Raw genomic sequence first — 11,858 nt, forward strand, 5'->3', positions numbered from 1 at the left:
CGCCATCGCGGTCGGCCCCGTGGCCGCGGTCGAGACGACGGCGGACGACACGGTCCAGCGGCTCGGCCTCGGGGCGGACGCTCGCGCGTCGGCCCCCACCATGCCCGCGCCCGCGGAGGAGCCGGTGGCGCTCGGCTTTGCGGCGGCGCCGGTCGCGACGCCCTCCGTCGTCGCCCCGCCGGCGCCCGAGGTCACCGACGCTGCCGTGGCGGTGGTGGCGCCGGCCGTCGCTCCGGCCGCGGCCGCGCCCCAGGCCGTGACGCCGGTGGCCAGACCGATCGACAAGCCTGCCGCCAAGCCTGCCACGAAGCCGAAGCGCGCCGCGAAGCCGGCGCCGCGCAAGAAGCCGAAGCCGCGCGTCGTCTATCGGTCGGCACCCTCGCCGGCGCCGACCGCCAGGGCGACGCCGGGCACGACCCAGGACCTGATCTTCCCGACCTACGGTCCGTTCGGCACCACGACGACGGTGTCGCCGGGCGCCACGAGACGCTGAATTATCGGCATCGGAGAGTTCAGTGGCGCCGCGCTCCCGCGTGGCGCGCTCGGCTCCGCGACCTTCGTGCAACTGCGGATTGCGGGTGCCTGGTCGGTCCGGTACCCGGTTCGGTCATCGGAACATTCATCGATCGTTTACGTTGTTGATTGTCGCCGGCTCGCGACGCGAGCTCGCATCGTGCCGAGGCTCTTTGTCCAGGCGCGCCCGTTTGTCCAGGCGTCCCGTTTTCATTGTCAACGACCCGCGGAGGCCTCCCATGGCCCATCACATGGTCGAGAAGGACACTCTGATCCGCGCCAACCGGACCATCGCGCTGTCGCTCGTCTGGGGCGGCCTCGCCGTCTGCGTGACGGCGGCGGCGGTCTATGACGTCGGCCAGTGGGTCGGCGCTTGGTGATGCGGCCGTCCGTCTGACCGGCGGCTGCCCGACCGGCTCGCGGCCGGTCGGCCGCGGAACCCGTCGCTCCTCACATCCGCAACAGCCGCTCGGCATTGCCGGCGAGGATCTTGTGCCGGTCGGCGGCGGCGAGCGGCACGCCCGCCATCCAGTCGACCGCGGCGGCGTTGTCGGCGAACGGCCAGTCGACCGCGAACAGGATCCGGTCGATTCCGAGCTCCATCACGCAGCACATCAGCGCCGGCGTCGAGAAGAAGCCGCTGGTCGTCACCGAAAAATTCCGCGTCAGGATCTCCCGGAAGGCGACGCGCTTCTGTCCCGGACGCGCCAGCGTGCTCTCGATCCGCCACAGGAGGAACGGCAGCGTCTCGCCGAGATGGCCGAGCACGATCTGCAGATTCGGATGCGCGTCGAACACGCCGGAGAGGATCAGCCGCAGCGCGGTCGTCGCGGTCTCCACCGTGAAGCCCCAGGCGGGCCGCACGACGGTCGGGAAGTTGGCCGCGTAGTCGTCGTAATAGGCGGCCGTGACGGCCGGATGCGGCAGCGACGGATGCAGGTAGATCGGCACGCCGAGCTTTTCCGCGCGGGCGTAGATGGGCCGGAAGCGCGTATCGTCGAGAAACAGGCCGTGCGCCATCCCGTGCAGCATCGCGCCCTTGAAGCCGAGCGTCTCGACGCAGCGCGATAGCTCGTCGGCGGCGGCCACGGGGTCGGTGGTCGGCAGCGCCGCAAAGCCGGCGAAGCGGGTCGGATGCGTCGCGATGGCGGCGGCGAGGCGATCGTTGACCCGCCGGGTGAGCGCGACCGCCTCGGGCCCGTCGAGCTTCTGGGCCGACGGCGCACCGTGCGAGAGCACCTGCACGTCGATGCCGGCGGCGTCCATGGCGGCGATCCGGGCCTCGCCGAGATCGTACAGGCTGTCGGCGAGCGGCCCCGGGCGCGCCGCCTCGGACCCGCGGAACAGCGCCGCCATCTCGGCGTCCCAGTAGTGCTCTTCGATGGCGATCACGCGGGGGCGAGCGGGCGTCGTCGTCGGCATGCAGTGTCCTTCCTGATCACGTCGAGCCTCCGCGCGCCGCGGACACGTCCCACGGCGCGCGGAGACTTCGTCAACGCACCGTCTTGCGGGCGATCACCACGTTGTCGAACACCAGGTTCGACGACCAGATCCAGCGCGATCCGTCGAACAGCTCGGGATAGCGCGTGTAGGCCGGCAGCGCCGTCACGCCGATGTCCGTGTCGGTGTACTCGTAGGCGCGCGGCCACTTGGAGTCGTCGAAGGCCGCGCCCTGCCAGCCGTCCGGGATCTTGTAGTGCACGGCGTAGCAGGCGTCGGCGCAGGGCGGCTTCTTGGCGACCGGGTGGACGCGGCCGAGCTTGGTCGTGTCGTGCACGTTCCCCTTCTCCTCCACCTCGTCGGGCGTGTTCAGCGGCGCGATGTAGAAGGTCTGCGCCTTCCAGCTCGAGTCCGTCACGGTGCCGTCGGAGAAGCGGGCGATCAGGCCGCCGTCGCCGGGATGGCGCGGATTGCCCTGGAACAGCTCCATGCCGATGCCGAGCTGCTCATCCCAGTCGACCAGCAGGAACGCCATCGTGTAGGGCTTCTTCGCCTTGAACTTCACGATCGCCGAGTTGAATGGCGTGTAGGGCGTGTGGTCGATCCCGACCAGCTTGCCGTTCACGTAGAGCTCGAAATAGTTGTCGGCGACGATGTGGCCGGTGATCACCTCGCCGTCCGGATCGATCTCGACCACCGGCACCTTGGAGGCGTCGACGTCGGCGCTCTTGGCCGGCGTGATCTGGTTGCACTCGTTGTAGAGGTCGGCGGCGATCGGTCCTTTGCCGTACTGCACGGGCGCCGGCATCGTGATCACGGTGCCGTCCGTCGCCGTGATGGTGCCGATCGCCGAGCCGCGATGGTTGGAGACCGTCACCGGGCACTTGTAGAGATTTTCGGTCGTCACCTTCGCCTGCCCCTGCGTCACCATGCGGCCGCCGGGCAGCGCGCCCGGCTTCGCCGTAGTGGCGGGAGCGCCGGACGGCGCTGCCGGCGCAGCGGAGGGTGCGGTGGGCGGTGTCGCGGGCGTTGCCGGCGATTGGGCGGCGGCCGGCCAACCGGCCAGCACCGCGACGCTCGCGAGCGCGAGCGCCACGCCTGCGCCGCGGGCGCAGGTCGGGACACGGAGTGCCATGCGTTTCTCTCCCTGAGCGTCTTGTTCGGCGGCCGGCGTCGAGGCCGGCGCATGTTTCGCGGGGAGAAGACGTGGCAGGTCCTCCCCCGCGCCGCAATGGTGGCCCGGGAGGGGGTGTGCATTGGTATGCAGAGTTCGCCGGGCAGCCTCACGACGAACGCAGCACTGGGCCCATGGCGCTCACGTCGTCTGCCGCGTGATCTGCGCCGCCAGGCGGCCGTAGACCTTCAGGGCGTTGGTCTCGAAGATCTTCTTGCGCGATGCATCGTCCAGGGCGAGCGCCGTGGCGACGTAGCGGCCGGTGTCGTCGAAGTTGAAGCCCTCGCGCCGACGGGGTCGGGGCCGGCGATTGGGCCTGCGCCAGAGTCGCAGCGCTGGCGACTGCGAGCGCCAGGCCGGCGACGTGGACTCAGTTCGGGATTCGGTTGGTCACGCTTTTCTCCCCAGAGACGATTTTTGTTTTTATGAGCGCAGCTTTCGGGCCGGTCGGTTCGGACGGTGCGCTTGTGAGTGGCCGGCGCGTGGGCGCAACGGGAATACCGACGCGACACCGCAACGCGGGGACTCGGCGCCGCGAGGCCGCTCCGGAGAGAGCGCCTCTTGTGCAAAGCCCCGTACTCGGTGGGGCGGACAAAGCCGCATTGTTGGCCTCGTTGTCGGCCGTCCTCCGAGGCCGGGTTTACGGACCATATACGACAGTAGGATAGTATTCTCGCTATGACCGGATTAGGCCTACCCGTGTCCTTGATTTGGTTCGCGCTGACTGCGGTCGTCTTCGTCCTGCAGCTCATCCCGATCCCCGGCATCTTTCTGATGATGCTCATGGCCCCGTTCTGGTCGGTGGTCACCATCAATATCGGATTTCTGTCGCTCGCCGCCGAAGCGTATGGCGGACGGATCAGCCGATGGTGGCTGATTGCGCCCGCCGTCTGGTTCGGAGGATGTGCGGCGCTGGCGACCTTCAGCCACGTCGACCTGCATCGGCTCGATGCGGATATCCGCCAACAGAACGAGGGCAAGTCGATCGCTTTCGATCCCGGCGCACAGGCCCTGGTCTTCGACGAGACCAGCAAGGCGTTCAATGGTGCAGCGGGCGCCTTTATCAAAACCTACGATATTCCGGCCGTCTATGCGATTGCGGCAGGCGAAATCGGTGCGACTCATCGGGTGCACATGATCGGTGGCCGCACCGTGTGTAATCGTCTTCGGGGCGACCCGCGGCTTAGGGAATCCAGGGTCTTCTTATCGGGTGTGCTTGAGGGCCGGCGCTTGGTCGACGGCGTTTGCGAGATCTCGGCGCCTCGAGATCCCAGCCTTCCGACCGTGACCGCCTTCGCCCGTACCGAAACGCACGGTGGAATTCTGCTTCCGTACAAATTGTTCCACATCACGGTCGTTGACCGCCGCGGTCAAAAGATCGAACTCGCGGCAGGGGAGGCGTCTCCCTTTTTCTGGCTGCCCATCCCCATCATAGGGTGTGGTCTCAACTCGGCTCGGGCAAAATGGGAATGCTCCGCCCTGCTCATGCGAGACAAGCCGCGTGGTCTCGGGGGCGATCGCGTCGACGGAGGGGCAGCGTTTGACGTCGTTGCACGGGCGCTCGGGCTGACCGCGTCCCCTGTTGCGACCCGCGGCACCGCGATCGACGCAACACCTGGACCGGATATCGAGCAAATCCTTGACCCGCGCCTGCGGTTGTCGTTGGAAACGCTCGACCGGGTAATCGCCGACCCGACCCGCCACATCACCGTGCACGACGTCGCCGGTCTGTCGGTAAGGCCAGCGCTGTTCGTCGACCGGGTGGACTCGATCGTGCCGGCGATCGAGAAAGCGCTGGCGTCGGAGCGATCGTTCGAAACCGCACGCGTCCTCGAAGGGTTGCTCGCAGCCCTGCCTGCCGAGCGATTTTCCAGCGTCGGCCCGGGGATTCTCGCCGTGTTGGGCCGGCGTGATCTGCTCACCGACCGGATGGTCGATAATCAGCTGGCGATGAGGCTCGGTGACCTTGGTGCGGCCGCGGTGCCGACCCTCGTGCGTCTCGCCTTCGCGGAACAGAGCATTCCGAACGCCGCAGCAATTCTGGGGTTGTGCCGCGCCGGAGCAGCAGCCCGGCCGGTCGCCGACCGGATGGCCGTGGAGGTGAGCGGGGCGGCGCGGACCACGAGCCAGGCGCACGAGGCGCTCTTCGTCACTCTGCTGCGGCTCGGACGGCCGGATCTTGCCGAACGCGGTCTGGATCGGGTCCTTTCCAAATCTCCAAAATTCGAAGACTGGCGCCGGACCGTCACGCCGAGCAGTCCACCTGACCTGTGCACAGATGCCCGCGGTTGGCTACGCGCGAGGTTCTAGGGTCCTCGCTTCCGGATTTGGCGCCTCGCCGAGCCCTTCACCCCGCCTGCGCCGCCTGCCGTTCGATCTGCGCCGCCAGGCGGGCGTAGACCTTCAGGGCGTTGGTCTCGAAGATCTTCTTGCGCGATGCATCATCGAGGGCGGGCGCCGCCGCGACGTAGCGGCCGGTGTCGTCGAAATTGAAGCCGGTCTGCGGGTCGATGCCCTTCACGGCGCCCAGCATCTCGGTTGCGAACAGGATGTTGTCGGCCGGGATCACCCGGGTCAGCAGGTCGATGCCGGGCTGGTGATAGACGCAGGTGTCGAAGAACAGGTTGTTCATCAGATGCCGGTCGAGCGTCGGCCGGCCGAGCTGCTGGGCGAGACCGCGATAGCGGCCCCAGTGATACGGCGCGGCGCCGCCGCCGTGCGGAATGATCAGCTTCAGGGCCGGGAAGTCGGCAAACAGGTTCCCCTCGACCAGCTGCATGAACACCGTGGTGTCGCCGTTGATGTAGTGCGAGCCGGTGGTGTGGAAGTTGCAGTTGCACGCGCCGCTGACATGGATCATCGCCGGCACGTCGAGCGCCACCATGGCCTCGAACAACGGATACCAGGAGCGGTCGGTGATCGGCAGGCCGCGCCAGTGGCCGCCGGACGGGTCGGGATTGAGGTTGCAGCCGACGAAGCCGAGCTCCGTCACGCACCGCTCGAGCTCGGGGATGCAGTCGGAAGGCGCCGCATCGACCGCCTGCGGGAGCTGCGCGACGCCGACGAAGTTCTTCGGAAACAGCCCGCACACGCGGTGGATCAGGTCGTTGCAGTGCCGCGTCCACGCGGCGCTGGTGTCGCGGTTCCCGAGATGATGCCCCATCGCCGAGGCTTTGGGCGAGAACAGCGTGAGATCGATGCCGCGCTGCTTCTGGATGGCGAGCTGGCCGGCCGCGATGCTCGTGCGGATCTCGTCGTCCGTGATGGTCGGGTAGGGCGGCGCGGCGTGTCCCGCCGCCGCGGCGGCGAGCTGCGCGGTACGCCACGCCTCGTGCGCGGCCGGCGCGGTCGTGTAATGGCCGTGGCAGTCGATGATCATGTCGGTCTCGCGTGCGGTCGTCGTGTGTCTTAGGTCGAGAGCGGTTTCCGCTGACGTGGCCCGACACTCCGCTCATCCCCGCGCAAGCGGGGATCCAGGGGCGCCGTGCCGTGTCGCTCCTGGGTCCCCGCCTGCGCGGGGACGAGCGGCAGTCGGGTCCGATTCATCACAACCGAAAGCCGCTCGAACATGCGGCGCCGGAGGCGGCGCCGCCGGTCGTCGCGATTCGTGATCACTTCAGGCGGATGTTCGCCGCCTCGATGACCTTCGACCACTTCGCGATGTCCTTCTTCATCAGGGCGTCGAGCTCGGCCGGGCTGCTCCAGTCGAGGTCCATGCCCTGCACGGCGAGCTTCTCCTGCAGCGCCTTGTCGGCGACCGCCTTCTTGAGCGACGCGCTGATCTTCTCGACGATGGCGGGCGGCGTGCCCTTGGGGGCGAACAGGCCGTACCACGTCGTATAGCCGAACGCCGGCACCGTGTCGGAGATCAGCGGCAAGCCCGAATCGGCGCGGCTCTTCGACGTCATGCCGAGCGCCCGCAGCGTGCCCTGGTCGATCATCCCCTTGAGCGACGGCATCGACGAGAAGGTCGCCTGGATCTGGCCGGACATCACGTCGATCACGGCCTGCGAGGTGCCGCGATAGGGCACGTGCACGATGTCGATGCCGGCGTCCAGCTTCAGCATCTCCATGCCGAGATGCGCGACCGCGCCGGTGCCGGCCGAGCCGAAATGCAGCTTGCCGGGGTTCGCCTTCGCATAGGCGACGAGGTCGGCCATCGTGCGGATCGGCAGGGTCGGGTTGATCACCAGCACGTGCGCGCTGTTGGAGACGAGACCGATCGGCACGAGCTGCTCGACCGTGCTCATGTCGCGCTCGGCGAGCGGGTGGCTCACCACGTTGCCGGAGGCCGGGAACAGGAGCGTGTAGCCGTCCGGCTCGGCGCGGGCGACGTTGATCACCGCGAGCTTGCCGCCGGCGCCGCCCTGGTTCTCGATGATGAAGGCGCGGCCGAGGTCCTCGCCCAGCCGCTGCGCGATCTCGCGGGCGACGAGGTCGGCCGGGCCGCCGGCCGCGAACGGCACCAGCACGCGCACGTTGCGGGCCGGCCAGCCGGCGGCCGGGTCGGCCTGGGCGGCGGCGGGCGCGACGAGCGTGGGCGCGACGAGCAGGGCGGCCGCAGCGACGAGCAGGGCGCGGGCGAAGCCCGCACTGGGGGCCGGAGGCGAAAACCGGAAGAGGGCCGACATGGCGGGGTTCTCCTGCGAGGGGCGGCGGTCGGCGCGAGCCGACGGCGGGAGGATCGAGGATGCGCAGGGGACGTCGCCGGCCGGGGAGGGGCGGTCGAGGACCGCGCGGCGCCGTCGCACGGCCGTCCGGGCCATCCGACAGAAGCGGCGCGGCCAGGATCGCCCGTGTTGCCGGCAGCGTATCGGAGGCTTACTGATACGGTCCAATATGTTCTCGGCCGTCCGGTTATTCGGAACCGATATCACCCGGGACGCACCCGCCGCGGGTGCCGGCCAACGAGGAGCGACCATGAACGACCGGCAGATGCGTTACTTCATCGCCGTCGCCGAGGCGCTCAGCTTCAGCCGGGCGGCCCGCCAGCTCAACGTCAGCCAGCCGCCGCTCAGCATGCAGATCAAGGCCCTGGAGGAGGAGCTCGGCGCCGCCCTCCTGGTGCGCACCCGCCGCCGGGTCGAGCTGACCGAGGCTGGCCGGCTGTTCCTCGACAGCGCCCGCCGCGCGGTGCGCCAGATGGACGAGGCGGCCGCGCTGGTGCGCCAGTCGGCCGAGGGCAAGGCCGGCGTGCTGCGGCTCGGCTTCACCAGCTCGGTGCCGCTGTCGCGCGTCTTCGCCCGGATCATGCGCTCGTTCCGGGCCGCCCATCCGCGCGTCGAGGTGGAGCTGCTCCACATGTCGACGCGGGATCAGCTCGACGCGCTCGACGACGACCGGCTCGATGCCGGGATTCTCCGTCCGGCGAACGGGGCGCAGCCGCGTCCGGGCGTCGCCCTGCACGAGGTCTGGCGCGACCGCCTGGCCGTGTTCCTGCCGGAGACGCACCGGCTCGCCGGCGAGGCCGGGCCGATCGCCATGGCCGATCTGCGGGCCGAGGATTTCGTCATGGTGTCGCGGCCGCTCGGCTGCGGCGTGCATGAACAAACCGTGCGGTTGTGCGCGGCGGCGGGCTTCCTGCCGCGCGTCGTGCAGGAGAGCCGCGAGCTGACGACCGTGCTGGGCCTGGTGGCGGCCGGGCTCGGCGTGTCGCTCTTGCCGCAGTGCTACGCCTCCGTCGGCATGGCCGGCGTCGTCGCCCGGCCGATCGCCGCGGCCGACGCCGAGAGCCGGCTGATGCTCGCCGTGCGCGCGCCGCATGCGTCGCCGGTGGCGACGCGATTCGTCGCCGTGGTCGACGCCTGTCTGCGCGAGGAGGCCGAGAGTCGCGAGGCGGCGGGCCCAGGTGATTCGGGGGTGATGGCGGCGGCTCGTGCGGCCGGCCGGCGGTCGCGGGCGCCGGCGAAGGAGGCGGCCGAGGTCGGGTGATTCTCGCGCGCCCGGGCGAGGCCGCAGGGGCGACACAGCGCTGTCGTGATCAGGCGGTATCGCGGACCGGAGCCGGACGGTGGCCATGACGGCCCACGGCGAACCCGCGGCATCGGCCTTGCGCCGGTCTCACCGGCGATCGTCGGATATCGGAGGCTGTCCGGGTCTCTGGAGAGTTGGTGGAGCCAAGGGGAGTCGAACCCCTGACCTCTTGAATGCCATTCAAGCGCTCTCCCAACTGAGCTATGGCCCCACGCGCGACACGGGCTTGGGCGTTCCGTGTCGAAAGTCTCACCCCGAGGCTGTCCGCCGGCCTTTCGGCCAGATCGGCGGTCCGTCCCGCCGGGGTGTCGTCCCGAGCCTTCTAGGCCCGGTCGCCTGCCGGTTCAAGGCCCGGCGCGTCGGCGCCGCGCTTAGAACCACACCTTGGGCCGGACATCAAGTCTCTTCCTCGTCCTCGATGTCGCCGCCGAGAATTTCCGACACGTCCGTGTCCTCTTCCTCGTCCTCGGCGATGAAGGCGTCGTCGTCCAGGCTCTCGTCGAGATCGACGTCCTCGTCGACATCCGCGATGTCCTCGCCGGCCGTCACCTTCTTGCCGGAGGCCTCGGCATCGGCCTCCTCGAGCGACACGAACTCGGCCTCGGTGGTCTCCGGCAGCTCGCTCTCGGTCGTCATGCGGGCGGCCTCCGAGCGGCCGCCGCGCGGCGCCACCGGGGCGGCGACCTCGTAGACGGTGCCGCATTTCGGGCAGACGATCGGGTCCTTGGACAGATCGTAGAACTTGGCGCCGCACGAGGCGCAGAGGCGTTTCGTACCGAGCTCGGGTTTTGCCACGGTCGGAAATCCTTGAAGCGGAAGTCGGAAAAAACGGACCCTTCGTCTGGCGACTCAGATGTCCCCTGTCAATAGCGCCGGCGCGGTGCCGGACAGCCATGTCGGGTGATTCGCGGCGGCCCCGCGGGCGGTCGGTCGGCCGGCCGCCCCATGGGCAGCGGCGCTCCTGGTGAAAGGTCGGCGCCGGCCGAATCGGCGGCCTGGTCCCGTCCGGCGGCGGCCCCGAGATTCCTGTGGGCGGGACCGGCGATCCCCGGTAAGACAGCCCGCTTTCCGATCTCCCGCCGTCGTTTCCCGGGGTCCAGCCCATGTCCTCGACCGCGTCCTCGACCGCCGCCCCGATGCCGCTCGTCGCCCGCGGCGCCCGCCCGCTCGCCGGCCGCGTCCGCGTGCCGGGCGACAAGTCGATCTCGCACCGGGCGCTGATTCTCGGCGCGCTGTCGGTCGGCCGTACCACCGTCACGGGCCTGCTGGAGGGCGAGGACGTGCTGGCGACCGGCAAGGCGATGAGCCTGCTCGGCGCCACCGTGGCGCGCACCGGGCCGGGCGCCTGGACCGTGGACGGCGTCGGGGTGGGGGGCTTCGCGGCGCCGCCCGAGACGCTCGACTTCGGCAATGCCGGCACCGGCTCCCGGCTGGTGATGGGCGCCGTCGCCGGCTGCCCGGTGACGGCGATGTTCGACGGCGACGCCTCGCTGCGCCGCCGGCCGATGCGTCGCATCCTCGATCCGCTGGTGAAGATGGGCGCGACCGTGCTGCAGGCCGCGGAGGGGGATCGCCTGCCGATCATGCTCGCCGGCGCCCGCGACCCGCTGCCGATCGTCTACGCCACGCCGGTGCCCTCCGCCCAGGTGAAGTCGGCCGTGCTGCTCGCCGGCCTGTCGGCGCCGGGCGAGACCGTGGTGATCGAGAGCGAGGCGACCCGCGACCACACGGAGAAGATGCTGCTGCACTTCGGGGCGACCGTGACCGTGGTGCCGGAGGGGGCGCACGGGCGGCGAATCACCCTGAAGGGGCAGCCGGAACTGCACGGGGCGACCGTCGTGGTGCCGGCCGACCCGTCCTCGGCGGCGTTCCCGCTGGTCGCGGCGCTCCTGGTGCCGGGCTCCGACATCGTGCTGGAGACCGTGATGACCAACCCGCTGCGCACCGGGCTGATCACCACGCTGCGCGAGATGGGCGCCGCGATCGAGGAGGTCGACGCCCGCGAGGACGGCGGCGAGGCGATGGCCGACCTGCGGGTGCGGTTCTCGGAGCTGTCGGGCGTCGAGGTGCCGCCCGAGCGGGCGCCGGCCATGATCGACGAGTACCCGGTGCTCGCCGTCGCGGCCGCTTTTGCGCGCGGCACCACCGTCATGCGCGGCCTCAAGGAGCTGCGGGTGAAGGAATCCGACCGGCTCGCCGCGACGGCCGACCTCCTGCGGGTCAACGGCGTCACGGTGACGCTCGACGGCGACGACATGATCGTCGAGGGATTTGGGGGCAAGGGCCGCCCGCCGGGCGGCGGCACGGTCGCCACCCACATGGATCACCGCATCGCCATGTCGGCCCTGGTGATGGGGCTCGCCACCGAGACGCCCGTCGCGGTCGACGACGCCGCCTTCATCGCGACGAGCTTCCCGGGTTTCGTCGAGACGATGCGGGGACTGGGCGCCGATATCGGGTAGGGGCGGCACTCTCCGGGGTCATCCCGGGGCGCGGACCGCAGGTCCGCGAGCCCGGGATCCATAACCCCGGTGCCGGTGGCTCACGAAACACAGGGGCTTGATGGTGTGGACGGCCCCCTACGGCATCGCTGTGCCAGAATGAGGTCGGTGAAGATCTCAAACGAGGGGTCCGTCCGTGAGCCAGAGTATCCGCATCGGAATGGATACGTCGAAGCATATCTTTCAACTGCACGGGGTGGACGCGGCCGAGCAGCCGGTGCTGCGCAAGCGGCTTCGTCGCAAGGAGGTGGAGGCGT

General features: G+C 69.9%; 9 protein-coding genes, 1 tRNA gene and 2 pseudogenes. 6 read left to right on the plus strand and 6 right to left on the minus strand.

Annotation, left to right across the window (positions count from 1 at the left end; genetic code table 11):
* Both CCR97_RS22495 and CCR97_RS22500 read left to right on the plus strand, forming a co-directional pair.
* Positions 1–493, plus strand: a pseudogene (locus CCR97_RS22495) (hypothetical protein); the annotation flags it as partial.
* 259 nt (positions 494–752) lie between these two features.
* Complete coding sequence (locus CCR97_RS22500) at positions 753–893, plus strand: hypothetical protein (protein WP_170146133.1); 141 nt, start codon at positions 753–755, stop codon at positions 891–893.
* A 70-nt stretch (positions 894–963) separates the two neighbouring features.
* Here the strand turns inward: CCR97_RS22500 and CCR97_RS22505 are convergent, their stop codons facing one another.
* Positions 964–1,935, minus strand: a complete 972-nt coding sequence (locus CCR97_RS22505) for an amidohydrolase family protein (RefSeq protein WP_111359165.1) — start codon at positions 1,933–1,935, stop codon at positions 964–966.
* Positions 1,936–2,005: 70 nt separating this feature from the next.
* Complete coding sequence (locus tag CCR97_RS22510; RefSeq protein WP_146618859.1) at positions 2,006–3,088, minus strand: hypothetical protein; 1,083 nt, start codon at positions 3,086–3,088, stop codon at positions 2,006–2,008.
* A gap of 738 nt (positions 3,089–3,826) precedes the next feature.
* Here CCR97_RS22510 and CCR97_RS22515 point away from each other — a divergent pair.
* Positions 3,827–5,437 carry a hypothetical protein gene (locus tag CCR97_RS22515; protein ID WP_146618858.1) on the plus strand — a complete coding sequence of 537 codons (1,611 nt, stop codon included), beginning with the start codon at positions 3,827–3,829 and terminating at the stop codon, positions 5,435–5,437.
* Positions 5,438–5,474: 37 nt separating this feature from the next.
* On the opposite strand, the gene CCR97_RS22520 is transcribed toward CCR97_RS22515, so the two are convergent.
* Together CCR97_RS22520 and CCR97_RS22525 are read right to left on the minus strand one after the other, a co-directional pair.
* Complete coding sequence (locus tag CCR97_RS22520; protein ID WP_111359162.1) at positions 5,475–6,506, minus strand: amidohydrolase family protein; 1,032 nt, start codon at positions 6,504–6,506, stop codon at positions 5,475–5,477.
* A gap of 232 nt (positions 6,507–6,738) precedes the next feature.
* Positions 6,739–7,758, minus strand: coding sequence for a Bug family tripartite tricarboxylate transporter substrate binding protein (locus CCR97_RS22525; RefSeq protein WP_201159871.1), 1,020 nt, complete (start codon positions 7,756–7,758; stop codon positions 6,739–6,741).
* Positions 7,759–8,047: 289 nt separating this feature from the next.
* Between CCR97_RS22525 and CCR97_RS22530 the strand changes: the two genes are divergently transcribed.
* Positions 8,048–9,058, plus strand: a complete 1,011-nt coding sequence (locus CCR97_RS22530) for a LysR substrate-binding domain-containing protein (protein ID WP_111359925.1) — start codon at positions 8,048–8,050, stop codon at positions 9,056–9,058.
* A 177-nt stretch (positions 9,059–9,235) separates the two neighbouring features.
* On the opposite strand, the gene CCR97_RS22535 is transcribed toward CCR97_RS22530, so the two are convergent.
* Together CCR97_RS22535 and CCR97_RS22540 are read right to left on the minus strand one after the other, a co-directional pair.
* Positions 9,236–9,311: transfer RNA gene (locus CCR97_RS22535), tRNA-Ala, on the minus strand.
* A 185-nt stretch (positions 9,312–9,496) separates the two neighbouring features.
* Entirely contained in the window at positions 9,497–9,895 is a 399-nt protein-coding gene (locus CCR97_RS22540; protein ID WP_111359924.1) for a TIGR02300 family protein, read from the minus strand.
* Positions 9,896–10,203: 308 nt separating this feature from the next.
* On the opposite strand from CCR97_RS22540, the gene aroA reads away from it, so the two are divergent.
* Together aroA and CCR97_RS32360 are read left to right on the plus strand one after the other, a co-directional pair.
* The gene (aroA, locus tag CCR97_RS22545) at positions 10,204–11,562 is read left to right on the plus strand and encodes a 3-phosphoshikimate 1-carboxyvinyltransferase (protein WP_111359923.1); all 1,359 of its coding nucleotides are present in this window, start codon (positions 10,204–10,206) and stop codon (positions 11,560–11,562) included.
* 175 nt (positions 11,563–11,737) lie between these two features.
* Positions 11,738–11,858: pseudogene (locus tag CCR97_RS32360) on the plus strand (IS110 family transposase); the annotation flags it as partial.

The organism is Rhodoplanes elegans (genome assembly GCF_016653355.1).
GTDB lineage: Bacteria > Pseudomonadota > Alphaproteobacteria > Rhizobiales > Xanthobacteraceae > Rhodoplanes > Rhodoplanes elegans.

Bases quoted from the DNA above. Each gene is read 5' to 3' on its own strand.
- CCR97_RS22500 (WP_170146133.1), top strand. From the start codon at position 753: ATGGCCCATCACATGGTCGAGAAGGACACTCTGATCCGCGCCAACCGG.
- CCR97_RS22505 (WP_111359165.1), bottom strand. From the start codon at position 1,935: ATGCCGACGACGACGCCCGCTCGCCCCCGCGTGATCGCCATCGAAGAG.
- CCR97_RS22510 (WP_146618859.1), bottom strand. From the start codon at position 3,088: ATGGCACTCCGTGTCCCGACCTGCGCCCGCGGCGCAGGCGTGGCGCTC.
- CCR97_RS22520 (WP_111359162.1), bottom strand. From the start codon at position 6,506: ATGATCATCGACTGCCACGGCCATTACACGACCGCGCCGGCCGCGCAC.
- CCR97_RS22525 (WP_201159871.1), bottom strand. From the start codon at position 7,758: ATGTCGGCCCTCTTCCGGTTTTCGCCTCCGGCCCCCAGTGCGGGCTTC.
- CCR97_RS22530 (WP_111359925.1), top strand. From the start codon at position 8,048: ATGAACGACCGGCAGATGCGTTACTTCATCGCCGTCGCCGAGGCGCTC.
- aroA (WP_111359923.1), top strand. From the start codon at position 10,204: ATGTCCTCGACCGCGTCCTCGACCGCCGCCCCGATGCCGCTCGTCGCC.